22 protein-coding genes and 2 pseudogenes are annotated in these 23,933 nt (G+C 58.1%); 6 read left to right on the top strand and 18 right to left on the bottom strand.

Features of this window, described 5'->3' with window-relative positions:
• Positions 1–26: 26 nt before the first annotated feature.
• From ACZZ0D_RS15915 to ACZZ0D_RS15930, 4 genes and pseudogenes are all read right to left on the bottom strand, one after another.
• Positions 27–644, bottom strand: coding sequence for a C40 family peptidase (locus ACZZ0D_RS15915; RefSeq protein ID WP_463553750.1), 618 nt, complete (start codon positions 642–644; stop codon positions 27–29).
• A gap of 226 nt (positions 645–870) precedes the next feature.
• A pseudogene (gene hda / locus ACZZ0D_RS15920) lies at positions 871–1,575 on the bottom strand (DnaA regulatory inactivator Hda).
• A gap of 206 nt (positions 1,576–1,781) precedes the next feature.
• Entirely contained in the window at positions 1,782–2,855 is a 1,074-nt protein-coding gene (locus ACZZ0D_RS15925) for an AI-2E family transporter (protein ID WP_053118532.1), read from the bottom strand.
• A 31-nt stretch (positions 2,856–2,886) separates the two neighbouring features.
• Entirely contained in the window at positions 2,887–3,945 is a 1,059-nt protein-coding gene (locus ACZZ0D_RS15930; RefSeq protein ID WP_212550933.1) for a DUF2066 domain-containing protein, read from the bottom strand.
• Between the two features lie 374 nt (positions 3,946–4,319).
• Between ACZZ0D_RS15930 and purM the strand changes: the two genes are divergently transcribed.
• Genes purM through ACZZ0D_RS15945 form a run of 3 tightly spaced genes read left to right on the top strand, consistent with a single transcriptional unit; the run spans position 4,320 to position 6,750 of the window.
• Positions 4,320–5,378, top strand: coding sequence for a phosphoribosylformylglycinamidine cyclo-ligase (gene purM, locus ACZZ0D_RS15935; protein WP_053118528.1), 1,059 nt, complete (start codon positions 4,320–4,322; stop codon positions 5,376–5,378).
• Positions 5,378–6,028, top strand: coding sequence for a phosphoribosylglycinamide formyltransferase (purN, locus tag ACZZ0D_RS15940; protein WP_463553751.1), 651 nt, complete (start codon positions 5,378–5,380; stop codon positions 6,026–6,028). Before purM ends, purN begins: the two co-directional genes overlap by 1 nt.
• An 8-nt stretch (positions 6,029–6,036) precedes the next feature.
• Positions 6,037–6,750, top strand: coding sequence for a DUF3108 domain-containing protein (locus ACZZ0D_RS15945; protein WP_053118524.1), 714 nt, complete (start codon positions 6,037–6,039; stop codon positions 6,748–6,750).
• Between the two features lie 408 nt (positions 6,751–7,158).
• Here the strand turns inward: ACZZ0D_RS15945 and ACZZ0D_RS15950 are convergent, their stop codons facing one another.
• The 3 genes and pseudogenes from ACZZ0D_RS15950 to ACZZ0D_RS15960 all read right to left on the bottom strand — a co-directional run bounded on the left by ACZZ0D_RS15950 (position 7,159) and on the right by ACZZ0D_RS15960 (position 9,969).
• Positions 7,159–8,202, bottom strand: a complete 1,044-nt coding sequence (locus ACZZ0D_RS15950; RefSeq protein ID WP_463554814.1) for a methyl-accepting chemotaxis protein — start codon at positions 8,200–8,202, stop codon at positions 7,159–7,161.
• 54 nt (positions 8,203–8,256) lie between these two features.
• Positions 8,257–8,784 (bottom strand): annotated as a pseudogene (locus ACZZ0D_RS15955) (MCP four helix bundle domain-containing protein); the annotation flags it as partial.
• A 138-nt stretch (positions 8,785–8,922) separates the two neighbouring features.
• A complete protein-coding gene (locus ACZZ0D_RS15960) occupies positions 8,923–9,969 on the bottom strand; it encodes an amidohydrolase family protein (RefSeq protein WP_463553752.1) in 1,047 nt (348 codons plus the stop codon).
• 129 nt (positions 9,970–10,098) lie between these two features.
• Here ACZZ0D_RS15960 and ACZZ0D_RS15965 point away from each other — a divergent pair, with 129 nt between their 5' ends.
• Together ACZZ0D_RS15965 and ACZZ0D_RS15970 are read left to right on the top strand one after the other, a co-directional pair.
• Positions 10,099–10,515 (top strand): OsmC family protein, encoded by a 417-nt coding sequence (locus ACZZ0D_RS15965; protein WP_053118518.1) that lies wholly within the window; start codon positions 10,099–10,101, stop codon positions 10,513–10,515.
• A gap of 61 nt (positions 10,516–10,576) precedes the next feature.
• A complete protein-coding gene (locus ACZZ0D_RS15970) occupies positions 10,577–11,440 on the top strand; it encodes a pirin family protein (RefSeq protein WP_463553753.1) in 864 nt (287 codons plus the stop codon).
• Positions 11,441–11,583: 143 nt separating this feature from the next.
• Here the strand turns inward: ACZZ0D_RS15970 and ACZZ0D_RS15975 are convergent, their stop codons facing one another.
• The 4 genes from ACZZ0D_RS15975 to ACZZ0D_RS15990 all read right to left on the bottom strand — a co-directional run bounded on the left by ACZZ0D_RS15975 (position 11,584) and on the right by ACZZ0D_RS15990 (position 15,293).
• On the bottom strand, positions 11,584–12,312 hold the full coding sequence (locus ACZZ0D_RS15975; protein WP_463553754.1) for a dienelactone hydrolase family protein: 729 nt from the start codon (positions 12,310–12,312) through the stop codon (positions 11,584–11,586).
• Positions 12,313–12,380: 68 nt separating this feature from the next.
• Entirely contained in the window at positions 12,381–14,285 is a 1,905-nt protein-coding gene (gene htpG, locus ACZZ0D_RS15980) for a molecular chaperone HtpG (RefSeq protein WP_463553755.1), read from the bottom strand.
• Between the two features lie 82 nt (positions 14,286–14,367).
• Entirely contained in the window at positions 14,368–14,820 is a 453-nt protein-coding gene (locus ACZZ0D_RS15985; protein WP_053118509.1) for a PaaI family thioesterase, read from the bottom strand.
• A complete protein-coding gene (locus ACZZ0D_RS15990) occupies positions 14,817–15,293 on the bottom strand; it encodes a PaaI family thioesterase (RefSeq protein WP_463553756.1) in 477 nt (158 codons plus the stop codon). Before ACZZ0D_RS15990 ends, ACZZ0D_RS15985 begins: the two co-directional genes overlap by 4 nt.
• A gap of 158 nt (positions 15,294–15,451) precedes the next feature.
• On the opposite strand from ACZZ0D_RS15990, the gene ACZZ0D_RS15995 reads away from it, so the two are divergent.
• Positions 15,452–15,688: a hypothetical protein gene (locus ACZZ0D_RS15995; protein ID WP_053118505.1), complete on the top strand. Its 237-nt coding sequence runs from the start codon at positions 15,452–15,454 to the stop codon at positions 15,686–15,688.
• Positions 15,689–15,764: 76 nt separating this feature from the next.
• Here ACZZ0D_RS15995 and ACZZ0D_RS16000 read toward each other — a convergent pair whose 3' ends face one another.
• The 7 genes from ACZZ0D_RS16000 to odhB all read right to left on the bottom strand — a co-directional run bounded on the left by ACZZ0D_RS16000 (position 15,765) and on the right by odhB (position 23,895).
• On the bottom strand, positions 15,765–16,166 hold the full coding sequence (locus ACZZ0D_RS16000) for an MAPEG family protein (RefSeq protein WP_463553757.1): 402 nt from the start codon (positions 16,164–16,166) through the stop codon (positions 15,765–15,767).
• A complete protein-coding gene (locus tag ACZZ0D_RS16005) occupies positions 16,166–16,903 on the bottom strand; it encodes a DUF599 domain-containing protein (RefSeq protein ID WP_159815062.1) in 738 nt (245 codons plus the stop codon). Before ACZZ0D_RS16005 ends, ACZZ0D_RS16000 begins: the two co-directional genes overlap by 1 nt.
• Before the next feature lie 256 nt (positions 16,904–17,159).
• Positions 17,160–18,473 carry a branched-chain amino acid transport system II carrier protein gene (gene brnQ / locus ACZZ0D_RS16010; protein ID WP_053118494.1) on the bottom strand — a complete coding sequence of 438 codons (1,314 nt, stop codon included), beginning with the start codon at positions 18,471–18,473 and terminating at the stop codon, positions 17,160–17,162.
• 406 nt (positions 18,474–18,879) lie between these two features.
• Positions 18,880–19,761, bottom strand: a complete 882-nt coding sequence (gene sucD / locus ACZZ0D_RS16015) for a succinate--CoA ligase subunit alpha (RefSeq protein WP_008082972.1) — start codon at positions 19,759–19,761, stop codon at positions 18,880–18,882.
• Positions 19,761–20,927, bottom strand: coding sequence for an ADP-forming succinate--CoA ligase subunit beta (gene sucC / locus ACZZ0D_RS16020; protein ID WP_007919879.1), 1,167 nt, complete (start codon positions 20,925–20,927; stop codon positions 19,761–19,763). The genes sucD and sucC overlap by 1 nt, the downstream gene beginning before the upstream one ends.
• A 199-nt stretch (positions 20,928–21,126) precedes the next feature.
• Entirely contained in the window at positions 21,127–22,563 is a 1,437-nt protein-coding gene (gene lpdA / locus ACZZ0D_RS16025; RefSeq protein ID WP_053118492.1) for a dihydrolipoyl dehydrogenase, read from the bottom strand.
• 108 nt (positions 22,564–22,671) lie between these two features.
• The gene (gene odhB, locus ACZZ0D_RS16030; protein WP_064117361.1) at positions 22,672–23,895 is read right to left on the bottom strand and encodes a 2-oxoglutarate dehydrogenase complex dihydrolipoyllysine-residue succinyltransferase; all 1,224 of its coding nucleotides are present in this window, start codon (positions 23,893–23,895) and stop codon (positions 22,672–22,674) included.
• Between the last annotated feature and the right edge of the window lie 38 nt (positions 23,896–23,933).

Consider the following 23,933-nt stretch of genomic DNA (forward strand, 5'->3'; position numbering starts at 1 on the left):
CCGCGAACGCGGCGACAACGGGGGAATTACTTGCGAGCGGTGAACACGGTCGGGGCCATGGCGAGTGCACGCTTGGCTTCGATGAAGGTCTTGCTCCAGTAGCTGTCACCGAGGTTGTCGATGCGAACACCGCCGCTACGACGACTGCTGGAGTGAATGAACTGGTTGTCGCCCAGGTAGATCCCGGCGTGACTGACACGACCGCGACGACCATTGGTGGCGAAGAACAGCAGATCGCCCGGTTCCAGATCGCTACGCGAGACCAGTGGTGCGTCTACGTTGATCATTTCGCGGGTGGAGCGCGGCAGATTCATGCCGGCTTCTTCGCGGAACAGGTAACCGATGAAACCGCTGCAGTCGAAACCGGCTTCAGAGGTACCGCCGAAACGGTAACGGGTACCGATCAGGGACATGCCGCGTTCGAGAATGCTGTCGGCCAGAACCGGCAATTCATACGGCTTGCTGCCGCTGAAGTCTGCGAGTTCTTTTTCGGTAGCCAGCTCTTCCTGATAAATAACGGAAGACTGAGCAGTGGAAGAATTTTTAACCTGTTGAGGCTGCTCTTGAACTGGAGAATGAGCAGCGCAACCGTACAACAGGGTGACGAGTGCGAGAGGCACGAGGGGTGCGAAGCGCTTTAGCATGGGCACGACCGTGGCTGATAGTTGTAAAGAAGCCGAGACTATGCCCGCTATCAACCTCATTTGCAAATTCAATCGATCTTTTTGTGACTTCTCGGTTTCTCGTTTACATCTAAGCGCTTAAGCCCATTTCACTCGTTACGCGGCCTGCACCCGGTGCAGGAAAGCGCTTTTTCTGACGCCTGAAATATGCCGAAACGTGCTAAAAGCCGCAGAGACAAAGGGCTGGCTACCAACCGAGAGTTTCTTTAAGGAAGGGAATTGTCAGCTTGCGCTGAGCTTGCAGCGAGGCCTGATCGAGCTGTTCGAGCAGATCAAACAACGCGCTCATGCTGCGGGTACCGCGAGTCAGAATGAAATGCCCGACTTCATCGGTCAGGTGCAGACCGCGACGTGACGCGCGCAATTGCAGAGCACGCAACTTGTCTTCATCGGAGAGGGGGCGCATCTGGAAAATCAGCGCCAGCGTCAGGCGCGATTTGAGGTCGGCCAGTTTGACCGGCAATTCACGCGGCGAGGTTGCCGCCGCAATCAACAACCGTCGACCGCTGTCACGCAAGCGGTTGAACAGGTGAAACATCGCCTCTTCCCAGTCAGCCTTGCCGGCAATCACCTGCAAATCATCCAGGCAAACCAGTTCGTACTGTTCAAGGTTGTCGAGGATTTCCACACCGCGATCCATCAACTCGGCCAACGGCAGGTACACCGCCGGTTCGCCCATCTGTTCGAAGCGCAGACACGCAGCCTGCAACAGATGCGTACGCCCTACCCCGTGCTTGCCCCAAAGATAAATCAGGCTTTCGGTTCAGCCGGCGTCGGCTTCGCATAGGCGCTCGACATAGCCGAGTGCAGCGGCATTGGCGCCTGGGTAGTAGTTGATAAAGGTGGCGTCGTCACGCAGACGTACACCTAGGGGCAGCTGAATCGGTTTCATGCTGACTGAACAGTTCTCAAGGAACCGTTAGTGGCCTCTGTGTAAAGTTTGCGAAGTTTATACCCGTGAGGCGGAGCGCACAATGCAGCAGACCCCAAGCAAAATCAAAGGTTTGCGTTAACACACTGGTTTTATGACAGTTTCTCTGACGCAATCACCTGCATGACACGGGCCAACCCGGCGCACCGCCGGGCTGTCCGTCGTGATTACAACTCCGGCTCATCCACTCCGCTGTACATATCAGAGTCTTTATACAAATCGTGCATATGGCGCACCAAGACCATGATCACCGCTGCCACCGGCAGCGCCAGCAGTACACCGGTAAAACCAAACAGCTCGCCACCGGCCAGAATCGCGAAGATCACCGCCACCGGGTGCAGGCCGATGCGGTCGCCGACCAGCAACGGTGTCAGCACCATGCCTTCCAGCGCCTGACCGACCATGAACACCGCAACGATGCCGACCATCGGGTACAAATCGCCACCAAACTGGAACAAACCGGCAATCAGCGCCGCACCGATACCAATCACGAAGCCCATATAAGGCACGATCGCCGCCAGACCCGCGATCAGGCCGATCAACAGCCCCAGCTCCAGACCGACGATCATCAGGCCCGCCGCATAGATCACGCCCAGCGCGAGCATCACCAGCAACTGACCACGCACAAACGCGCCCAGCACCTCATGACATTCACCGGCCAACGCTACCACGCGCTCTTCGCGATCACGTGGCAGCAGGCTGCGGATCTTGGCCATCATCACGTCCCAGTCGCGCAGCAAGTAGAAACTCACCACCGGGATCAGCACCAGATTCGCCAACAGACCGATCAACGCCAGACTCGACGCCGTGGCCTGACTCAGCACTACACTGACGATGTCGGTGGTCTGTCCCATGTGTTCGCTGATGGCCGCTTTGACCTTGTCGAACTTCCAGAAACCGTCCGACAGCCCAAGCTTCGCCTGTGCCCACGGCAGCGCCGTGTGTTGCAGCCAGTCGAGCATTTGCGGCGCCAGTTCGTACAAACGCAGCAACTGCTTGGCGAGCATCGGTACCAGCACCAGCAACAGCGTGGTGACGATCAGGGTGAACAAAGCAAACACCGCGATCACGCCCCACGTACGCGACAGCCCAAGCTTCTCCAGGCGATCCACCAGCGGATCGAACAGATACGCGAGCAGCAGCGCCACCAGAAACGGCGTGAGGATCGGGTGCAGCAACCATACAAACGCGCAAAGCAGGACAACCCCACCGAGCCAGAACCAACGCCGCGTATCGGCCATGAACCACTCCTGCTTCTATATAAGGAAAGACTTACCAGCGAAACCGTAACGACGGTGCTGCCGGTGTCGGGGCCGGAGCCGCGACCGGTGCTGCACCTGCCACCGCAGGCTGCGGCGGCGCGACCGGCGCAGGCGCTTCGGCCGGCAATTCCTGCAACTTCGCCAGCGACAACTGCGCGCGCATCTGGTCGGCACTGCCATTGACCCGATAGACGATGCGATCGCCATCGACACTCTGCAGACGCACGCCAAACGGTTCGAGTAACCGCAACAGCGCCGCATAATGCTCAAGATTCATGCCCTGCACTTCCAGAGTCTGCTGCCCCGACGCACCAGGCTTGGCAACAAAACGTGGCGCCAGACGCTCAGCCACCGCCAGCATCACCGCATCGGCCACAGCAGCCTGATCGGCGCCCTGCACCGTGCCGGCCTCTTTCTGCTCACCCAGCCACAAATGCCATTTCGCCTGCCACTGCCCGCCTTCTTCGCGCGCATGCACGGCCAGCAAGGCATCGGCGTTGTAGCGTTCGGAAACCCCGCGCAACGGCCCCGGATCCGTACCTTCCAGCGCCGGCGCAGTCGCGACCAGTTGTTCACTCAGATCCGCCAACGGCAAACGCAGCGGCAAACCACGATGCTGAGCCGCCACACGCAACGGCCCGGCAGTCGATTGACCATCACCCACCAGATACGTGCCGTCAGCTGACTCGTTCAGCCACCAGCTCAGGATCGACGGCCGACTGGCGCCCCACATCGACAGCCCGGCGCGGCGCAAGGCCTGCTCGGTAGCGTTCGGATCGAAGTTGACCTTGAGCACCTCCGGCGGCCCGGCGTCGAAGCCGAACTGAGTGATGATCTGCTGCGGATTCTTGCGAATATCCGCCAGCCCGGGATTTTGCGCAGCTTTCGGGTCACCGGTCAGGCGCAACACCAACGTGTCCAGTGCGGCTTGAGTGGCGCGATCACGCTCCTCCGGCGCCTGGCTGGTGACCGGCTGACTGACTTGATAGAGACCTTTGAGGTTTTCGGCATGACTCGCCAGGCTGACCACAGACAAACAACCCACAACCAACAATTTACGAAAAAGCATGGAAAATTCCCGTCGACAGGAGCGGCTGGAACAGGCCGCGTGAACCGGTTAAGCAAGGCTGTGACCCTTGACCCTCGCAAAACATTCACACGGCGGCGGTAAGTTTTTACGTAGTGATAACGATAGACGGTTAATTGCCACACCTTATACAGGCAGTGATACGCCTTAATTGCAAAAAATTTCCCGAGATAATGGCCCTGCCCGTCGGTGCGAGGATGGCCGCTGCCCCTCAAGCCTGATAAAATCGCGCGCCTTCGCAGACCGGCAACAGCCGGGCCCCTCGAAACTCGCGTGAGGCACTCGCCCCCTCGATTTCGATGTTCCCGCTGAACTCGGTCGTTACCCCTGAATCCCCTCCCCTAAAGGCCTGGATCATGAGCAAGCAACCCTCCCTGAGCTACAAGGACGCCGGTGTAGACATCGACGCCGGTGAAGCATTGGTCGAACGCATCAAGAGCGTCGCCAAGCGCACTGCGCGCCCGGAAGTCATGGGCGGCCTGGGCGGTTTCGGCGCCCTCTGCGAAATCCCGGCCGGCTACAAGCAGCCAGTGCTGGTTTCCGGCACCGACGGCGTCGGCACCAAGCTGCGTCTGGCACTGAACCTGAACAAGCACGACAGCATCGGCATCGACCTGGTCGCCATGTGCGTCAACGACTTGGTGGTGTGCGGCGCTGAGCCACTGTTCTTCCTCGACTACTACGCCACCGGCAAACTCAATGTCGAGACCGCGACCCAAGTGGTAACCGGCATCGGCGCTGGCTGCGAACTGTCGGGTTGCTCGCTGGTTGGCGGCGAAACCGCTGAAATGCCAGGCATGTACGAAGGCGAAGACTACGACCTGGCCGGCTTCTGCGTCGGCGTTGTGGAAAAAGCTGAAATCATCGACGGTTCGAAAGTCGCCACCGGTGACGCACTGATCGCGCTGCCATCGTCCGGCCCGCACTCGAACGGCTACTCGCTGATCCGCAAGATCATCGAAGTCTCCGGTGCTGACATCGAAAACATCCAGCTCGACGGCAAACCGTTGACCGACCTGCTGATGGCCCCGACCCGCATCTACGTGAAGCCGCTGCTCAAGCTGATCAAAGACACCGGCGCCGTCAAAGCCATGGCCCACATCACCGGTGGCGGCCTGCTCGACAACATCCCGCGCGTTCTGCCAAAAGGCGCTCAGGCTGTTGTTGACGTCGCCAGCTGGACTCGCCCGGCCGTGTTCGACTGGCTGCAAGAGCAAGGCAACGTTGACGAAACCGAGATGCACCGCGTACTGAACTGCGGCGTTGGCATGGTCATCTGTGTGGCTCAGGAGCACGTTGAAGTCGCCCTGAACACCCTGCGTGACGCTGGCGAGCAGCCTTGGGTGATCGGTCAGATCGCTGCTGCCGCCGAAGGCGCAGCTCAGGTTGATCTGCAGAATCTTAAGGCTCATTAATGTCCGCACCCTGTGATGTCGTGGTGCTGTTGTCCGGCACCGGCAGTAACTTGCAGGCTTTGATCGACAGCACGCGAGCCGGCGACAGCCCGGTTCGCATCGCTGCGGTGATTTCCAACCGCGCCGACGCGTACGGCCTGCAACGCGCCAGAGACGCGGGTATTGCTACCCGCTCGCTGGATCACAAGGCATTCGAAGGTCGTGAGGCCTTCGATGCTGCCCTGATCAAACTGATCGACGAATTCCAACCCAAACTCGTGGTACTGGCCGGTTTCATGCGCATTCTCAGCGCTGATTTCGTTCGCCATTACCAAGGACGCCTGCTCAACATCCATCCGTCGCTGCTACCCAAATACAAAGGGTTACACACTCATCAGCGCGCGCTGGAAGCCGGCGACACGGAGCACGGCTGCTCCGTGCACTTCGTCACCGAGGAACTCGATGGCGCACCACTGGTCGTACAGGCAGTAATACCGGTAGAGTTGCACGATTCGCCGCAGAGTCTGGCGCAGCGGGTACACGTTCAGGAACACCTGATCTACCCGATGGCCATACGCTGGTTTGCTGAAGGCCGGCTGGCCCTCGGTACGGACGGTGCTTTACTGGATGGCCAGTTACTCGCGGCCAGCGGCCACTTGATTCGACACTAGGAGATTTTATGCGTCGCGCCCTGCTTCTCGCTTGCGCCTTGTTTGCCCTGCCCTTCGCACAGGCAGCAGACCTTCAACCGTTCTCCGCCAGCTACACCGCCGACTGGAAACAGCTGCCGATGAGCGGCACCGCCTCGCGCAGTTTGACCAAGGAAGCCAACGGCGTCTGGAAACTCAGCTTCAAGGCATCGATGATGATCGCCAGCCTGAGCGAAGAAAGCACCCTGACCCTGGACAAGGACACCTTGCTGCCACAGTCCTACCACTTCGAACGTGGCGGTCTGGGCAAAGCGAAAAAAGCTGATCTGGACTTCGACTGGGCCAACAAACTGGTGACCGGCACTGATCGCGGCGACGCGGTGAAGATCCCGCTGAACCGTGGCATGGTCGACAAATCCACCTACCAACTGGCGCTGCAGCATGATGTGGCTGCCGGCAAGAAAAGCATGAGCTATCAGGTAGTCGATGATGGCGAAGTCGATACCTACGACTTCCGCGTGCTGGGTTCGGAGAAAGTCGAAACCAAGGCTGGCCAGATCGATGCGATCAAGGTCGAGCGCGTTCGCGATCCGACACAAAGCAAGCGCATCACCGTCCTGTGGTTCGCCAAGGATTGGGATTACCTGCTGGTTCGCCTGCAACAGGTTGAAACCGACGGCAAGGAGTACAACATCATGCTCCTCGACGGCACGGTCAACGGCAAAGCCGTTAAAGGCAGCTGATTCGACGCACGATGAAAGAGCCCCGCGATGCGGGGCTTTTTTTTGCCTGCGGGTTGGCTTGGGGATTTGTGCCTGGCTCGCCCCTCACCCCAGCCCTCTCCCGAGGGAGAGGGAGCCGACCGAGATGTCTGGCGCTGTACATCGACCTGAAAGATCGAGTCGATTATGGATTCAACCAAGCAGGATCAGGTCGGTGTATCTCTCCAATATCCCCCGGTCAGTCCCCTCTCCCGAGGAAGAGGGAGCCGACCGAGATGTCTGGCGCTGTACATCGACCTGAAAGATCGAGTCGATTATGGATTCACCCAAGCAAGATCAAGTCGGTGTAACTCTCCAACATCCCACGGTCAGTCCCCTCTCCCTCTGGGAGAGGGTTAGGGTGAGGGCAACCCCAGACTCACCCCACATTCAGACAGAAAACTTCGCCACCATGCTGTTCAAATCCACTGCCAACCGCGACAACTCCTGACTCGCCGCGCTCGTCTGATTCGCCCCCGCCGAGGTCTGCATCGCCAGATCACGGATATTCATCAGATTACGATCCACCTCCCGCGCCACCGCCGCCTGCTCCTCCGACGCACTGGCGATGACCAGATTGCGTTCGTTGATCAGCGTAAACGCCGAGGCAATCTCCTCCAGCGCTACCCCGGCAGCTTTCGCCAGCTCCAGTGTCGATCGCGCCCGGACATTACTCTGCTGCATCGAATTAACCGCCGAATCGGTGCCTTGCTGAATCCCGCTGATCATCTGCTCGATCTCGTGCGTCGATTGCTGCGTGCGATGCGCCAGTGCTCGTACTTCATCCGCCACCACCGCAAACCCTCGCCCGGCATCACCGGCCCGCGCTGCTTCAATCGCCGCGTTCAGCGCGAGCAAATTGGTCTGCTCGGCAATCGAGCGAATCACGTCCAGCACCTTGCTGATGCCATGCACCTTGTCCGCCAGATTCTCGACCTGCGTGGCATTGTTGGTCACGTCTTCAGCGAGAAACTCAATCGATGACACGGTCTGCTGCACCTGTTCACGTCCATGCTGAGCAATGCGATCCGATTCACGCGAAGCTTCGGACGTCGCCACCGCATTGCTGGCAACCTCCTCAACCGCTGCCGTCATCTGATTCACCGCCGTCGCCGCCTGTTCGATTTCCAGACTCTGCTGATGCAACCCGCGCGTAGCGTCTTCCGTGACGCAGCTCAGCTCTTCCGAGGCCGAGGCGAGTTGGCTGGAGGATTCGGAAATTCGCCGGATCGTGTCGCGCAAGTTGTGCTGCATGCTTTGCAACGCTTGCAGCAGCCGCGCCGGTTCATCCTTGCCGCTGACAGTGATGTCGCCGGTCAGGTCGCCAGCAGCGACCACTTCCGCCACTCCAAGCGATTGCGCCAGCGGCAGCACGATGCTGCGTGTCAGCATCACCGCGAGACCGATGGTGATCAGCGCGGTAATGCCGATCATCACCCCGACCCACACCCGCGAATTGGTGAACACCAGCCGAGCGGCCTCGGTGGCGAGATTGGCGTTGTGCTTATTCAGCTCGACCAGCTCGCGCAGAATGACTGCGATTTCATCGGCCAATGGACTCATCTGGCCGTTGAGAATGCTCGCCGCGTCTTCCACGCGGTTCTGCGCGGACAGCTGCATGACTTGCGCCTGATATTCCAGGTATTTGTGTTCGGCGACCTTGAAGCGATCAAACAACGCGCGCTCCTCCGGCAGAACAATCAGCACGTCATAAGTTTGCTGGGCTTCGCTGAGCACGCCGCGCAGCTCATTGAGCTTGGCGACGTTCTGCTCAAGCGCCTGCGGATCGCGATTGAGCAGCAGGCGCATGGTCAGCGCACGCAGGCGCAGCATGTCCTGACTCATCTCGCCGACCGCCATCACACTGGGCAGCCAGTTGTTATCGACCTCGTCGGATTGCGCACGCATGTTCGCCATTTGCAGCAGGGCGAACGCCCCAAGGGCAAACACCATCAGCGCCAACAGGCCAAAACCCAGGCCAGCGCGCGGGGCAATATTGAGACTACGGATACTCATTGCTCTGGTTCCTTCCAAAAGCGCTGCATCAACCCTGCAGCTGGTTGTTTCAGAAGGTATCGGACCTTTGCGAATTTGCGTAAGACGAAATGGTGATATCAAAACGCCTTAATACTTCGAACACTTGGCAATAACGTTTCAGCGATCAATACCTGACTTGGGCGAAGTTTTCGGCAAGATCGCCAGGAAGTTATCCCGCGCGACTTTATGCGCGACCTCTGTAGGCAATGCGTCGAGGAACGGATTGAAGCTGTGCATTTCCTTACCCAGCTTGTTGAATCGACCTACGACGTCCGAGCCCAGCATGAAGCGCTCAGGGTAGCGCTCGACCAGCGCCAGCCACTCTTTGCGCGGCTTGCCTTGCTCATCCAGCAGATACGGGGTGAGCATGCTCCACGACAGGTCGATGTACAGATTCGGATAGGCCTCCAGCATGCGCGTCAGCGTTGGCAGCAAGAAATCCATCTGTGTCTGATGCCGATGAATCTCGGCGCTGGTGCCGGCGTGCGCCCAGATAAACCGGGTGTGCGGATGGTTGCGCAGCGGCTCTTCGACTTCCGACAGATAAAGCGGATTTTTCTCACGCTTGGAGGTGATGTTCGAGTGCAACATCACCGGCAAATCGTTCTCGGCGGCCAAGTGATAGATCTTGGTCATCGCCTCATTGTTGGCGCGCGGGGTGTCGCCGGAGGTCAGCGCCGTCAGGTCATCATGACGGGTAAACACTTCGCCAATGCCCTGCCACAGCCCCGGGTACAGATCGAGCATGCGCTGAATGTGCGCGGCGGAGTTCTTGTCGTTCGGATTGAAGCCGGAGAGGAACGGATGAAAGTACGGCCGCTGCTCAGCAGGCAGTTTTTGCACGGCATCGGCGACGATCACATCAGTGGCGCTGTACCAATAGGCATCGGCGTCATCACCGGCGTAATAGCGTGGACGTTTCGGTTCATCTTCGTGCCATTTCTTCGCCACCGGAATGCCGGAAATCATCACGTGCTCGACGGAATTGTCTTTCATCGCTGTCAGCAATTTCGGCATGCCAGCGGTTTCCTGGAAAAAATCCACGTAATGCAGGTGCGCATCGCTGTAGGTGTAATCCCGCGCGTGGACGGCACCGGCAATCAGCAACAGGCTGGCAAGACTCAAACGAAACAAGGACACAAGTAATCTCCGGCAGGTAGGCACAGACTAGACCCCAGCGCAGCCACCGGGGTTCAGCCAGCCGGAAAGTGAAACGTTCAGCGGCGACAATGCTCTATAACTGCAAGATCCTTTTTGATCGAAGTACTATTTCCCACCGATAGCGAGGTTCACATGACCATCACCGTCAATACCGTCTCTGCCGAAGGTTTCCGTCACTCCGTAAAAATCGATGATCTCGAATTGTTCACCGACGTCCCGGCTGCTGCCGGCGGTGAAGGCACGGCGCCAGAGCCGCACGATTATTTCGACGCTGCGCTGGGCGCCTGCAAAGCCCTGACCCTGAAAATGTACGCAAAAAAGAAAGACATCCCGCTGACCGGTGTGGGCGTCGACGTCAAACGCGACAACAGCGAAGAGCAGAAAGGCAAATACGTCCTGCACGTCACCCTCACCCTCAAAGGCGTGCTCACCGATGCTCAACGTGAAGAACTGCTGCGCGTCGCCGACCGCTGCCCGATTCACAAGCTGATGACCACCAGCGACGTCACCATCGAAACCCACGCACCACAAGGCTTCGACAGCCAGTAATCCTCCTGATGCCAGCGGCGGGTTATGCTTCTGGCATCACCCGCTCAGCCTGGAATGCACCATGGACACGCAACCTCTGATCATCCGCCCGCGCGCCGAAGACGTCGAAGGCCAGCCGATTCTGCGCCCGTTGCCGTCAGCCAAATGCCGCAGCGTCGGGCCTTTCGTGTTTTTTGATCACATGCTCGAGACGGTTTATCCGACGGGCAAAGGCATGAACATCCGACAGCACCCGCACATCGGTCTGTCGACCCTCACCTACCTGTTCCAGGGGCAGATCCAGCACAAGGACAGCCTCGGCTCCGACCAGGTGGTCAGCGCCGGCGATGTCAGCTGGATGACCGCCGGCAGCGCAATCGCTCACGTTGAGCGCACGCCGGAGCCGTTGTGGGAACAGAGCTTCACGATGCACGGTTTGCAGATCTGGCTAGCCTCGCCCAAGGATCACGAACAAGGCCCGGGGCATTACAGCCATCACCCCGCGGCGACGTTGCCGGTCAGCGATAACCTTGGTGTGCAGATTCGCATGATTGCCGGGTCAGGCTTTTGCCTGGAATCACCGGTGCCGGTGCTTTCTCCTACGTTGTATGCCGAAGTGCAGATGCAAACGGCGACCACACTGCTGATTCCGACCGAGCATGAAGAACGGGCGGTGTATGTGCTGCGTGGTGATGCGCAGTTGAACGGCGAAGCGATTGAGCCGCATGCGTTGGTGGTGTTGCCGGCGGGGGAAGAGATGAGTTTGTTTGCCGAGAGTGATGTGCACGCCGTGGTGTTTGGCGGCGCGCCACTGGACGGGCCTCGGCGGATCAACTGGAATTTTGTCGCGAGCGATCCGGCGGCGATTGATCAAGCGCGGCGTAAATGGGCGGCCGGGGATTGGCCGACGGTGCCGGGGGAAGTCGAACGGATTGAATTACCCTGAGATTTGTACCGCCTGATGAGCAGCCTTCGCGAGCAAGCCCGCTCCCACATTGGATCGGTGGTGTTTGTGAGTTTTTAAATCCACCACAAATTTCATGTGGGAGCGGGCTTGCTCGCGAAGAGGCCAGTGCAGACGCCGAATAATCAGCCTTTGAACACTTCATCCAGCAAATCATGCATCGACTTGAACGCGCGCTTGGCCGTTTTCTCGTCGTACATCATCTTGCCCGGCACGTTCGCATGCGGGTCAGTAAACGAGTGCACCGCACCGCCGTAGCTGAGCAACTGCCAATCGACATTCGCCGCGTTCATCTCATCTTCAAACGCCGGCAATTGTTCCTTCGGCACCAACGGGTCGGAAGCACCGTGCAGCACTAGCACCGAGCCTTTGATGTTCTGCGCATCCGCCGGGTTCGGCGAATCGAGCGTGCCATGGAACGACACCGCCGCTTTCACCGGCGCACCGGTGCGCGCCAGATCCAGTGCACAGCAACCGCCAAAGCAGAAACCGAACACCGCCAGTTTCGAGGTATCAACCGCCGCCTCGCCCTGCTTCTGCAACTGCTCGAACGCCGCCTGCATCCGCGTACGCAGCAGTGCGCGATCATTCTTCAACGGCATCATCGCCGCACCCGCCTGATCAGCGTTCTGTGGACGCACGGCCTGACCATAGACGTCAGCAATCAACACCACGTAGCCCTTGGCCGCCACCGACTTGGCGATTTCTTCCGCGCCCGCGTTGACGCCCATCCAGTTCGGCGCCATCAACAAACCCGGACGCGCGCCTTTGTGCTCGGCGTCGAACGCCAGACGACCTTCATAAGGCTGGCCGTCAATCTGATAGACCACGGAACGTACTGTGACTTGGCTCATTTCTGACTCCTGATTTGCTAAACACCAGAATGAAAAAACCCGCCGAAGCGGGTTTTTCTACGACTTGGTTAAACCGACAGCTCAACCAGCAGCTTGTTCAGACGGCGCACATAAGCGGCCGGATCCTTCAAGCTGTCGCCGGCAGCCAGGGCTGCCTGATCGAAGAGGATGTGCGACAGGTCGCCAAAACGCTCTTCGCTCTGCTCGCCATCGAGTTTCTCGATCAGCGGGTGGCTTGGGTTGAATTCGAAGATCGGCTTCGAATCCGGAACCTTCTGACCGCTGGCTTCGAGGATCTGACGCATTTGCAGACCCAGATCCTGCTCGCCGATGGCCAGAATGGCCGGCGAATCAGTCAGACGATGGGATACCCGGACTTCCGCCACGGAATCGCCCAGCGCGGTTTTCAGACGCTCAACAAGACCTTCTTTGGACTTGGCGACTTCTTCTGCAGCTTTCTTGTCCTCTTCCGAGTCCAGATTTCCCAGATCGAGGTCACCGCGTGCCACGTCAACAAACGTCTTGCCGTCGAACTCGCTGAGGTAGCTCATCAACCACTCGTCGATGCGGTCGGTCAGCAGCAACACTTCGATGCCTTTCTTGCGGAAGACTTCCAGGTGCGGGCTGTTCTTGACCTGCGCGTAGGTTTCGCCGGTGAGGTAGTAGATCTTGTCCTGACCTTCCTTGGCGCGGGCCAGGTAGTCGGCCAGACCGACGATCTGCTCGCCGTCGTCGCCGTTGGTCGATGCGAAACGCAGCAGACCGGCAATTTTCTCTTTGTTGGCGAAGTCTTCTGCCGGGCCTTCTTTCATGACCTGACCGAAGTTCTTCCAGAAGCCTTTGTATTGCTCAGGCTCGTTTTTCGCCAGTTTTTCCAGCATGTCCAGCACGCGCTTGGTCAGCGCAGTTTTCATCGAATCGATGATCGGGTCTTTCTGCAGGATCTCACGCGACACGTTCAGCGACAGGTCGTTGGAATCGACCACGCCTTTGATGAAGCGCAGGTACAGCGGCAGGAACGACTCGGCCTGATCCATGACAAACACGCGTTGCACGTACAACTTCAGGCCTTTCGGCGCTTCACGCTGGTACAGGTCGAACGGTGCGCGGGCCGGCACATACAACAGCGAGCTGTATTCGAGCTTGCCTTCGACTTTGTTGTGGCTCCAGGCCAGCGGGTTTTCAAAGTCGTGAGCGATGTGTTTGTAGAACTCCTGGTATTCCTCGTCCTTCACTTCAGTGCGAGGGCGAGTCCACAGGGCGCTGGCGCGGTTGACGGTTTCCCACTCGGCCGCTGGTGTTTCCTCACCTTCAGCAGGTGCCACTTCTTTCGGCAGCTCGATTGGCAGCGCGATGTGATCGGAGTACTTCTTGATGATGTTGCGCAGACGCCAGCCATCGGCGAATTCGTCTTCAGCAGCTTTGAGGTGCAGAACGATACGGGTGCCGCGCTCTGGCTTGTCGATGTTCGCAACTTCGAACTCGCCCTCGCCTTTCGACGACCAGTGCACGCCTTCGCTGGCTGGAGTGCCGGCGCGACGGGAGTACACGTCAACCTGGTCGGCAACGATGAACGCGGAGTAGAAACCGACACCGAACTGACCGATCAGGTGCGAATCCTTCTTCTGATCGCCGGAAAGGTTTTTCATGAAATCGGCAGTGCCGGATTTGGCGATGGTACCCAGGTGGGTGATCACATCGTCACGGTTCATGCCGATACCGTTGTCTTCGAGGGTGACGGTCTTGGCGTCTTTGTCGAAGCTCACACGGATTTTCAGATCAGCGCCACCTTCGAGCAACTCTGGCTTGGCCAGGGCTTCGAAGCGCAGCTTGTCGACAGCGTCAGAGGCGTTCGAGGTCAATTCGCGAAGGAAAATTTCCTTGTTGGAATACAGCGAATGGATCATGAGGTGCAGCAGTTGCTTCACCTCGGTCTGGAAGCCCAGGGTTTCCTTTTGAGTTTCCACACTCATGGTCATCAAACTCCAATCAGATGGCAGTGGCCGCGACCCGAAATGGTCGACGGCGGGTTGTCTTGTGAGTTTGGGGCGCTGTTCAGGATTTCAAGGGCTCATCAATTTTGAAGTGCGCGCGAGCGGTGGCAATCGGCTCGCCTTCGGTGCTTTGCCACGCCGTGATTGCGACATTGGCGACGCGACGCCCCTGCCGGCACACCTGACATTTGGCCCACGTGTCGCGGAATTGCCCGGCGCGCAGGTAATCGAGGGAGAAATCGATAATCTTCGGCACGCCCGGTGCTTCGGTGAAGATCAACAGGTGCAGCGCCGCAGCCAGTTCCATGAACCCGGCAATCACGCCGCCGTGGATCGCGGGCAGTAAAGGGTTACCAATGTTGTCCTTGTTCGCTGGCAACTTGAACAGCAGTTCATCGCCGACCCGCGAACATTCGACGCCGATCAAACCCGCGTAGGGAATCAGCTTCAACAGTGGCGCGTAATCACCTTGAGCGTGAGCGAGTTGCAGCTGCTGTTTCAGATCATCGCTCATTGCCCTGCTCCCTTGATCACGCCGCCGAAGTCTTTGGTGCCTTTCAAACCCTTGCCCATGCGCATAAAAGTGCCGACGACGTGGGCGATGGGTTGTGCAGGATCGTCCTGGTAGGCGAAACCGCGAGCAAAGATCACGTCAGTGGTCACCCGGTAGCACTGGGCGAAGCCATAGACGTCTTTGTTCGGTTCGGCGGCGTGCATATAGTCGATGCGCAAATCGAGGGTCGGGCAGACTTCGAATTCCGGCAACACGCACAATGTCGACATCCCGCAAGCGGTGTCCATCAACGAGGTGATTGCCCCGCCGTGGATCACTCCGGTCTGCGGATTTCCGACAATTCGTGAGCTGTAAGGCAGGATCACCGTAAGCCCTTCGCTGGAGGCTTCATGTACCCGCAAACCCAGTACCTGACAGTGTCTTAACGCTGAAAGAAATCGCGTCGCGCGCTCAAAAACGGGGTTTTCAGCCATATGATAATTACTCTCGTTAAAGCCATTGGCCAGTAGTAGCCAACAGGCCAAAAGTTCCGTGGCAAAACAAACTTATATATCTGAAACAAATGAGGAACTTAACCTGTAGCGCAAAGCTCTTAAGGCCAGTAGTTATTTTCCATAAGGAGAAACACCCCATGCGTAAGACTTTTGCTATTGCCTTGATGTTGACCGCTTCCCTCGGTCTCGCTGCCTGCGATAAAAAATCCGAGGACAAAGCTCAAGATGCCAACCAACATGCTGAACAAGCTCAGCAAGACATGAACAAAGCTCAGGATAAAGTGAACGACGCTGCGAAAGAAAACGCCGAAGCTGCCAAAGCTCAGGCTGAATCGAACGCTGCCGCGCAAGACGAAGCTGCTAAAAAGCAATAATCTGCTTTTTACCGCTGAAAAAGGAAACCCGCCTAGTGCGGGTTTTCTTTTGTCTGGGATTTAATGGCAATGGCGCTTAAAACAAGACAGTTCTAAAAGTCGGACTAATCATCAGCAGCAGTGAACACACTAAGCCGATGAACCAGACCAGGCTACGTAGTGCTGGCAGATCAGCTAGGTAGAACCACAAATAGACGATGCGGGCGATGACGAAGATGATCGCCAATGTATCGATCAGCCATCCTACCGTTTGCGTGGTGTGCGCCATCAACACACCCACGGCAAATAACATGAACGCTTCGATACTGTTCTGATGCGCCGCCAGCGCCCTCGCGCCGTAACCGGTCAGTTGCGCCTGTTGTTGGCGCGGCAAGTGGTTGTTGTAACCGCCCTGCTCTTTCATCGCCTTGGCCACCGGCATACGCGCCACATAAATCAGCAAAGCGCTGATAAACACACACCAGAACGGAATACTCATCAAGCGGCCTCTTTGTTCGCCTCGGGAATGGGCGCCTCTGTAGGGGTATAGACCATTACGTCGAGAACGTCGGAATGAAACTCGCGACGGTACAAGACCAGTACCACGCCAGTGCTCAACAACATGAACAGCCACGGGCTGACGAACCACGCGAGCATGGTCATGCCGAAGTAGTAAGAGCGCAGACCGAAGTTGAACTGGTTGGCCGCCATCGAAATCACCCGCGCCGCCCGTGCCGCGAACGCTTTACGCTCCTGTTCGGAGACATGACGCTCGCCGATCATCGGCGCCGAACCGACCAGCACCGCCGCGAAGTTGTACTGGCGCATGCACCAACTGAAGGTAAAGAAGGCGTAGACGAACACCATCGCCAGGCACAGCAATTTGATTTCCGACATGCCTTGCGACGCTTGCTGCACCATCGGGATGTCCGCCAGCAACGACACCGCCCGCTCGGAGGCGCCGAGCACGGTGAGAATACCGGCGAGGATGATCAGCGTGCTGGAGGCGAAAAACGAGGCGTTGCGCTCCAGATTGCCGATCACGCTGGCGTCGGCGATGCGGTTGTCGCGCAACAGCATGCGGCGCATCCAGTCTTCTCGGTACAAGTGCAGCACGCTGGCCAGGCACGCGGTGTCGCGGCCCTTCCACGTGGCATAACGGGTGTAACCGCCCCAGCAGATGACAAACCAGCACGCGGCGAGCAAGTGGATCAGATTGGCCTGGATGAACGACATTCGCTTTCCTGTGATGTTGATGCGGACCCATTGTGGGAGCGGGCTTGCTCGCGAAAGCGGTCTCTCAGATATCTAAATACTGAATGACACGGCGCATTCGCGAGCAAGCCCGCTCCCACCAAAAGCTGTGCAGTGCTTCGACGCTGCATCGGGGAAAAAGACACTGCCTGACGCCCATAAAAAATGCCCCGTATCGATTGATACGGGGCATTTCTGTTTAAGCGTTGAAGACCCGCTTATGGCGGGTCAGCCAACCTCAGGCAACCGCTTCGCTGCGCTTGCCCAGCAGGCGATCGCAAACCACTGCAACCACCAAAGTCATCACACACGGCACCAACCACGCCAGACCTTGCTCGCTCAGCGGCAGGTGCGACAGCTGCGTCGGCATCCAGTCAGCCAGACCAGCGCCTTTCAGTGCGTCGATGCTGCCGAACAAGAACGACACCAGCATCACCGGGCCGAGGATACGACCGTGTTCATGCCAGAAGTCTTTGCAGAAGCTCAGCGCCACCAACACGATGCACGGCGGGTAGATCGCGGTGAGCACCGGAATGGAGAACGCGATCAACTTGGTCAGACCGAGGTTGGACACCAGCAGCGAAAACGCCGCCAGAATGATCACCAGGGTCTTGTACGACAGTGGCAGCACACGACTGAAGTACTCGGCACAGGCGCAGGTCAGACCTACTGCCGTCACCAGACACGCCAGCGAGATCAGTACCGCGAGGAAGCCGCTACCCAGCGAACCGAAGGTGTGTTGCACGTATGCGTGCAAGACCGCCGCGCCGTTGGTTGCACCGACGGCCACTTCATGGCTGCCGGAACCCAGACGGAACAGGCTGATGTACACCAGCGCCAGACCGACACCGGCAATCAAACCGGCGATGATCGCGTAACGGGTGATCAACTTAGGCGACTCGACGCCACGGGAGCGGATCGCGTTGACGATGACGATGCCGAACACCAGCGCGCCAAGGGTATCCATGGTCAGGTAACCATTGATGAAGCCTTGGGAAAACGGTGCCGCCACGTATTCCGGCGTGCCGTGGCCGACGTCACCCGCCGGCAAGGCGAATGCAGCGATACCGAGCACGGCCAGCGCGATGATCTTCAGCGGCGCGAGGAAACGGCCAACAGTGTCCAGCAAACGGCCCGGGTAGAGCGAGATGAAGAACACCAGCAGGAAGTACACCGAGCTGTAGAGGAACAGCGCCAGCGGGCTTTCGCCGGTCAACGGCGCCAAACCGACTTCGAAGGACACGGTGGCGGTACGCGGAGTGGCAAACAGCGGGCCGACGGCCAGATAGCACGCAGCGGCAAGAATGCCGCCCGCGACTTTACCGATCGGGCTGCTCAGCGCATCCATCGATCCACCGACCTTGGCCAGTGCAACAACGGTGATCACCGGCAAACCCACTGCGGTGATCAGAAAACCCAGCGCAGCCATCCAGACGTGAGGTCCGGCCTGCAGGCCAACGATAGGCGGGAAGATAATGTTGCCGGCCCCAACGAACAGGGCAAATGTCATAAAGCCAAGTGCCAGGATGTCCTGACCTTTCAAAACTTTCATTAAGGTAATACCACACTACTGAATCGGAATTTAGAGGGGGATTGCCCTGTGTAATTAGGGAAATGCTGTCGATCCGTATGGGACTGACCCTTAAAGCGCGTTGCATGCCTTGTGGGCGGCAGACGCAAAAATGGCTGCTAGCCTAACGAATTTGGCCTGCAAACGCACTGTTAGAGGGCGAACTATCCGATACGCGACGTTTCTGTGTCGCGTTTACGTATCTATTTTTCGTTGGTACGGCAAAGATCAAAAGATCGCAGCCTTCGGCAGCTCCTACATGAGGATGGAAGTATTTCAATGTAGGAGCTGCCGAAGGCTGCGATCTTTTGATCTTCCAAATTGCAGAAACGACAAAGGCCACCCGAAGGTGGCCTTTGTTTGGTGGAGCGTCAGCTAAGCGCGAGGCTTACTTGACAGCCCAACCGGTCAGCTCGGCCAGGGCCTTGCCGATGTCTGCCAGCGAACGCACGGTTTTAACGCCTGCGTCTTGCAGTGCAGCGAATTTCTCGTCTGCAGTGCCTTTGCCGCCAGAGATGATTGCGCCAGCATGGCCCATGCGCTTGCCCGGAGGAGCAGTCACACCAGCGATGTAGGAAACAACCGGCTTGGTCACGTGTGCCTTGATGTAGGCAGCCGCTTCTTCTTCAGCCGAACCGCCGATCTCACCGATCATCACGATCGCTTCGGTCTTCGGGTCTTCCTGGAACAGCTTCAGGATGTCGATGAAGTTCGAACCCGGGATCGGGTCACCACCGATGCCGACGCAAGTCGACTGACCGAAACCGGCGTCAGTAGTCTGCTTGACAGCTTCGTAGGTCAGGGTGCCGGAACGCGAAACGATACCGACCTTGCCTGGCAAGTGAATGTGACCTGGCATGATGCCGATCTTGCACTCGCCCGGAGTGATAACGCCTGGGCAGTTAGGGCCGATCAGGACTACGCCCAGCTCGTCGCACTTAACTTTAGCGTCCAGCATGTCCAGGGTAGGAATGCCTTCGGTGATGCAAACGATCAGCTTGATGCCGCCGAATGCCGCTTCCAGGATCGAATCTTTGCAGAAAGGAGCCGGAACGTAGATCACGGAAGCGGTAGCACCAGTGGCTTCTACTGCGTCTTTAACAGTGTTGAACACTGGCAGACCCAGGTGCTCGGTGCCGCCTTTGCCAGGAGTAACGCCACCAACCATCTTGGTGCCGTATTCGATGGCTTGCTGGGTGTGGAAACTACCTTGCGAACCGGTAATACCCTGGCAGATAACTTTGGTGTCTTTATTGATCAGGACGCTCATTATTTGCCCTCCGCAGCTTTGACAACTTGTTGAGCAGCGTCGGTCAGGCTGGTAGCAGCGATGATGTTCAAACCGCTTTCTGCCAGTACTTTAGCGCCCAGCTCAGCGTTGTTGCCTTCAAGGCGAACAACAACCGGGATTTTCACGCCGACTTCTTTCACAGCGCCGATGATGCCTTCGGCAATCATGTCGCAGCGAACGATGCCGCCGAAGATGTTGACCAGTACTGCAGCGACGTTGGTGTCGGACAGGATGATCTTGAACGCTTCAGTTACGCGTTCTTTGGTAGCGCCACCACCTACGTCGAGGAAGTTGGCTGGCTTGCCGCCATGCAGGTTGACGATGTCCATGGTACCCATGGCCAGGCCAGCACCGTTGACCATGCAGCCGATGTTGCCTTCCAGTGCTACGTAGTTCAGTTCGAACTTGGCAGCGTGCGCTTCGCGCGGATCGTCTTGCGACGGATCGTGGAAAGTCTTCAGCTTAGGCTGACGGTACATTGCGTTGGCGTCGATGTTGATCTTGGCGTCCAGGCAGTGCAGATCGCCATCAGCCTTGATCACCAGCGGGTTCACTTCCAGCAGAGCCAGGTCGTGATCCTTGAACAGCTTGGCCAGACCTACGAAGATCTTGGCGAACTGAGCAACCTGCTTGCCTTCCAGACCCAGCTGGAATGCCAGCTCGCGACCCTGGAATGGCTGAGCGCCAACCAGTGGATCGATAGTGGCTTTCAGAATTTTTTCTGGAGTGTCGTGAGCGATTTTCTCGATGTCCACGCCACCTTCGGTGGAAGCCATGAACACGATACGACGGCTCGAACGGTCAACGACAGCGCCCAGGTACAGCTCTTTAGCGATATCAGTGCACGATTCAACCAGGATCTTGGTGACTGGCTGGCCATTGGCGTCAGTCTGGTAAGTCACCAGACGCTTGCCCAGCCACTGCTGTGCGAAGGCTTTGGCGTCTTCTTTGCTGCGAACCAGCTTAACGCCGCCCGCTTTACCGCGACCACCAGCGTGGACCTGGGCTTTGACAACCCACTCACTGCCGCCGATTTTGTCGCAAGCTTCTGCTGCTGCTTCCGGGGTGTCTACTGCGTAACCAGTGGAAACTGGCAGGCCGTATTCAGCGAACAGCTGCTTACCCTGATACTCGTGAAGATTCATGCTTTTTACCGTCTTCGTTAGGTACTGCGCATTCGGCGCTGCGCTCATATGAGTGCCGCGCCACCTGTGACTGCTGCTTGCGTAGCCTTTCCGGATACCCGGTGCAACTACGCAAGACTGCGTCCAGCGGACATTCCGCGGTGAGACTTGCTCGCAAGGCTCACGACGGGCCGTTACCGCCGTGGTTTCTTATTGTCTGTTAACGCTTTTTGCGGTTGGCAATGTGGATGGCGCCGCCATTCACCGCCAAAGCAGCTTCGTGCAAGGCTTCAGACAGGGTCGGATGGGAGAAAACCATCATGCCCAGATCTTCAGCGCTGGTGCCGAATTCCATACCGATCGCGCCCTGCTGAACCAGTTCTGCAGCGCTCGGGCCAATCACGTGCACGCCCAATACGCGGTCAGTCTTGGCATCAGCGATGACCTTGACGAAACCACCGGTATCGTTGGCGGCCATGGCACGGCCGGAAGCGGCGAACGGGAAGGTGCCGACGTTAACTTCAACGCCTTCAGCTTTCAAGGCCTGCTCGGTTTTACCCACCCACGCGATTTCCGGGTGAGTATAAATAACCGAAGGGATCAGGTCATAGTTCATCTGGGCTTTGTGGCCCTTGATGCGCTCGACAACCATGATGCCTTCTTCCGATGCCTTGTGCGCCAGCATCATGCCGCGCACCACGTCACCGATGGCGAAAACGCCCGGTACGGTGGTCGCGCAGTGATCGTCAACGTGCACGAAACCGCGCTCGTCGAGGGTCACGCCGCTGTCGGAAGCCAGCAGATCAGTGGTCACCGGACGGCGACCAACGGCTACGATCAGCTTGTCGAAAGTAATGGTCTGTTCGCCGTTGGCATCGGTGTAGTTCACAACGACTTCGTCGCCATTCACTTTCGAGCCGGTCACGCGAGCGCCCAGTTTGATGTCCAGACCTTGTTTGGTCAGGGTTTTCAGCGCTTCCTTGGAAACAGCGGTGTCCGCTGCCATCAGGAAGGTGTCCAGTGCTTCGAGGACAACCACTTCCGAACCCAGACGCGACCATACCGAACCCAGTTCCAGACCGATCACGCCAGCGCCGATCACGCCCAGACGCTTAGGTACGGTTTGGAATTCCAGAGCGCCAGTCGAATCGACGATGACGTTCTGATCAACCGGAGCCGGTGGAATGTCGATTGGACGCGAGCCTGGAGCCAGGATCACGTTTTCAGCTTCGATGACTTCAACCGAGCCGTCTGGCTTGGTGACTTCGACTTTCTTGCCAGCCAGCAGTTTGCCGTGGCCCTGGATCGAAGTAACGCCGTTCGCCTTGAACAGAGTGGCAACGCCGCCGGTCAGGTTCTTGACGATGCCAGCCTTGCGGCCAACCATCGCAGCGACGTCCATTTTGACTTCGCCGGTCGAGATACCGTGAACGTTGAAGCTTTCTTTCGCTTCCTTGTATTTCCAGGAGCTGTCGAGCAGCGCTTTGGAAGGAATGCAGCCTACGTTCAGGCAGGTGCCGCCCAGGGCTTGCTTGCCTTCAGCGTCGGTGTACTTCTCGATGCAGGCAGTGGTCAGACCCAGCTGCGCCGCCTTGATGGCAGCCACGTAGCCACCAGGGCCAGCACCGATCACTACTACGTCAAATTTCTGCGACATTCAAAAAATCCTCTTTAGCAATAAAGCTACAAGCCGCAAGCAAAAAGCTCCAAGCCCACCCCGCTCGCTTTGAGCTTGTGGCTTGAAACTTGAAGCTTGCCGCTGTTTTTAGATATCCAGCAACAGACGCGCCGGATCTTCCAGCAGGTTCTTGATGGTCACCAGGAAGGTCACAGCTTCTTTGCCATCGATCAGACGGTGATCGTAGGACAGTGCCAGGTACATCATCGGACGGATAACGACCTGACCGTTGATGGCCATAGGACGCTGGATGATGTTGTGCATGCCCAGAATCGCTGCCTGCGGCGGGTTGACGATCGGGGTCGACATCATCGAACCGAAGGTACCACCGTTGGTGATGGTGAAGGTACCACCGGTCATCTCGTCCATCGACAGTTTGCCGTCACGGGCTTTTTTGCCGAATGTTGCGATGCCGCCTTCGATTTCAGCCAGGCTCATCAGTTCGGCGTTACGCAGAACCGGAACAACCAGACCGCGGTCGCTGGAAACGGCAACGCCGATGTCAGCGTAGCCGTGGTAAACGATGTCCGCGCCGTCGATCGATGCGTTAACAGCCGGGAAGCGTTTCAGCGCTTCGGTGGCTGCTTTAACGAAGAACGACATGAAGCCCAGGCGTACGCCGTTGTGGGACTTCTCGAACAGATCCTTGTACTTCGAACGCAGGGCCATGACTTCAGTCATGTCGACTTCGTTGAAAGTGGTCAGCATCGCCATGTTCGACTGAGCTTCAACCAGACGCTTGGCCACGGTGGCACGCACGCGGGTCATCGGTACGCGCTTCTCGATGCGGTCGCCAGCAGCGAACACCGGAGCGGCAGCCGAAGGCGCAGCAGCCTTGGCAGGCGCGGCAGCCGGAGCGGCTTTCTTGGCAGCAACAGCAGCGACTACGTCTTCCTTGGTCACACGACCGCCCTTGCCGGTGCCGGCAACGGAGGCGATGTTGATGCCGTTTTCTTCAGCCAGCTTGCGCGCAGCCGGTGCAGCAACAGGATCGTCTTCGCCTTCGGCAGCAGCCGGTGCAGCGGCAGCAGCGGCTGGAGCAGCGGCGGCGGCTGGAGCAGCGGCAGCAGCGCCGCCCGCTTCGATGGAGCCCAGCACTTCGTCGGACAGAACGGTGTCGCCTTCGTTCTTGACGATTGCGCCCAGCACGCCGTCGGCGGTAGCCAGAACTTCCAGTACGACTTTGTCAGTCTCGATGTCGACGATCAGGTCGTCACGCTTGACGGCGTCGCCCGGTTGTTTGTGCCAGGTGGCAACGGTGCCATCGGCAACCGATTCCGGGAAAGTGGGGGCTTTGATCTCGATAGCCATTATCTGTAGTTCCTTAAATTCGGTTTCAGGTGCGCGAA

This window comes from Pseudomonas sp. AC193 (assembly GCF_979258075.1).

Excerpts from the sequence above, each read along its gene's own strand:
- ACZZ0D_RS15930 (WP_212550933.1), bottom strand. The coding sequence starts at position 3,945 with ATGCTTTTTCGTAAATTGTTGGTTGTGGGTTGTTTGTCTGTGGTCAGC.
- ACZZ0D_RS15965 (WP_053118518.1), top strand. The coding sequence starts at position 10,099 with ATGACCATCACCGTCAATACCGTCTCTGCCGAAGGTTTCCGTCACTCC.
- odhB (WP_064117361.1), bottom strand. The coding sequence starts at position 23,895 with ATGGCTATCGAGATCAAAGCCCCCACTTTCCCGGAATCGGTTGCCGAT.
- purM (WP_053118528.1), top strand. The coding sequence starts at position 4,320 with ATGAGCAAGCAACCCTCCCTGAGCTACAAGGACGCCGGTGTAGACATC.
- ACZZ0D_RS16000 (WP_463553757.1), bottom strand. The coding sequence starts at position 16,166 with ATGAGTATTCCGTTCTGGTGTGTGTTTATCAGCGCTTTGCTGATTTAT.
- ACZZ0D_RS15995 (WP_053118505.1), top strand. The coding sequence starts at position 15,452 with ATGCGTAAGACTTTTGCTATTGCCTTGATGTTGACCGCTTCCCTCGGT.
- ACZZ0D_RS15915 (WP_463553750.1), bottom strand. The coding sequence starts at position 644 with ATGCTAAAGCGCTTCGCACCCCTCGTGCCTCTCGCACTCGTCACCCTG.
- ACZZ0D_RS15925 (WP_053118532.1), bottom strand. The coding sequence starts at position 2,855 with ATGGCCGATACGCGGCGTTGGTTCTGGCTCGGTGGGGTTGTCCTGCTT.
- htpG (WP_463553755.1), bottom strand. The coding sequence starts at position 14,285 with ATGAGTGTGGAAACTCAAAAGGAAACCCTGGGCTTCCAGACCGAGGTG.
- brnQ (WP_053118494.1), bottom strand. The coding sequence starts at position 18,473 with ATGAAAGTTTTGAAAGGTCAGGACATCCTGGCACTTGGCTTTATGACA.
- ACZZ0D_RS15975 (WP_463553754.1), bottom strand. The coding sequence starts at position 12,312 with ATGAGCCAAGTCACAGTACGTTCCGTGGTCTATCAGATTGACGGCCAG.
- ACZZ0D_RS15945 (WP_053118524.1), top strand. The coding sequence starts at position 6,037 with ATGCGTCGCGCCCTGCTTCTCGCTTGCGCCTTGTTTGCCCTGCCCTTC.
- ACZZ0D_RS15950 (WP_463554814.1), bottom strand. The coding sequence starts at position 8,202 with ATGATCGGCATTACCGCGCTGATCACCATCGGTCTCGCGGTGATGCTG.
- ACZZ0D_RS15990 (WP_463553756.1), bottom strand. The coding sequence starts at position 15,293 with ATGGCTGAAAACCCCGTTTTTGAGCGCGCGACGCGATTTCTTTCAGCG.
- ACZZ0D_RS15985 (WP_053118509.1), bottom strand. The coding sequence starts at position 14,820 with ATGAGCGATGATCTGAAACAGCAGCTGCAACTCGCTCACGCTCAAGGT.
- sucD (WP_008082972.1), bottom strand. The coding sequence starts at position 19,761 with ATGAGCGTCCTGATCAATAAAGACACCAAAGTTATCTGCCAGGGTATT.
- ACZZ0D_RS15970 (WP_463553753.1), top strand. The coding sequence starts at position 10,577 with ATGGACACGCAACCTCTGATCATCCGCCCGCGCGCCGAAGACGTCGAA.
- lpdA (WP_053118492.1), bottom strand. The coding sequence starts at position 22,563 with ATGTCGCAGAAATTTGACGTAGTAGTGATCGGTGCTGGCCCTGGTGGC.
- ACZZ0D_RS16005 (WP_159815062.1), bottom strand. The coding sequence starts at position 16,903 with ATGTCGTTCATCCAGGCCAATCTGATCCACTTGCTCGCCGCGTGCTGG.
- sucC (WP_007919879.1), bottom strand. The coding sequence starts at position 20,927 with ATGAATCTTCACGAGTATCAGGGTAAGCAGCTGTTCGCTGAATACGGC.
- purN (WP_463553751.1), top strand. The coding sequence starts at position 5,378 with ATGTCCGCACCCTGTGATGTCGTGGTGCTGTTGTCCGGCACCGGCAGT.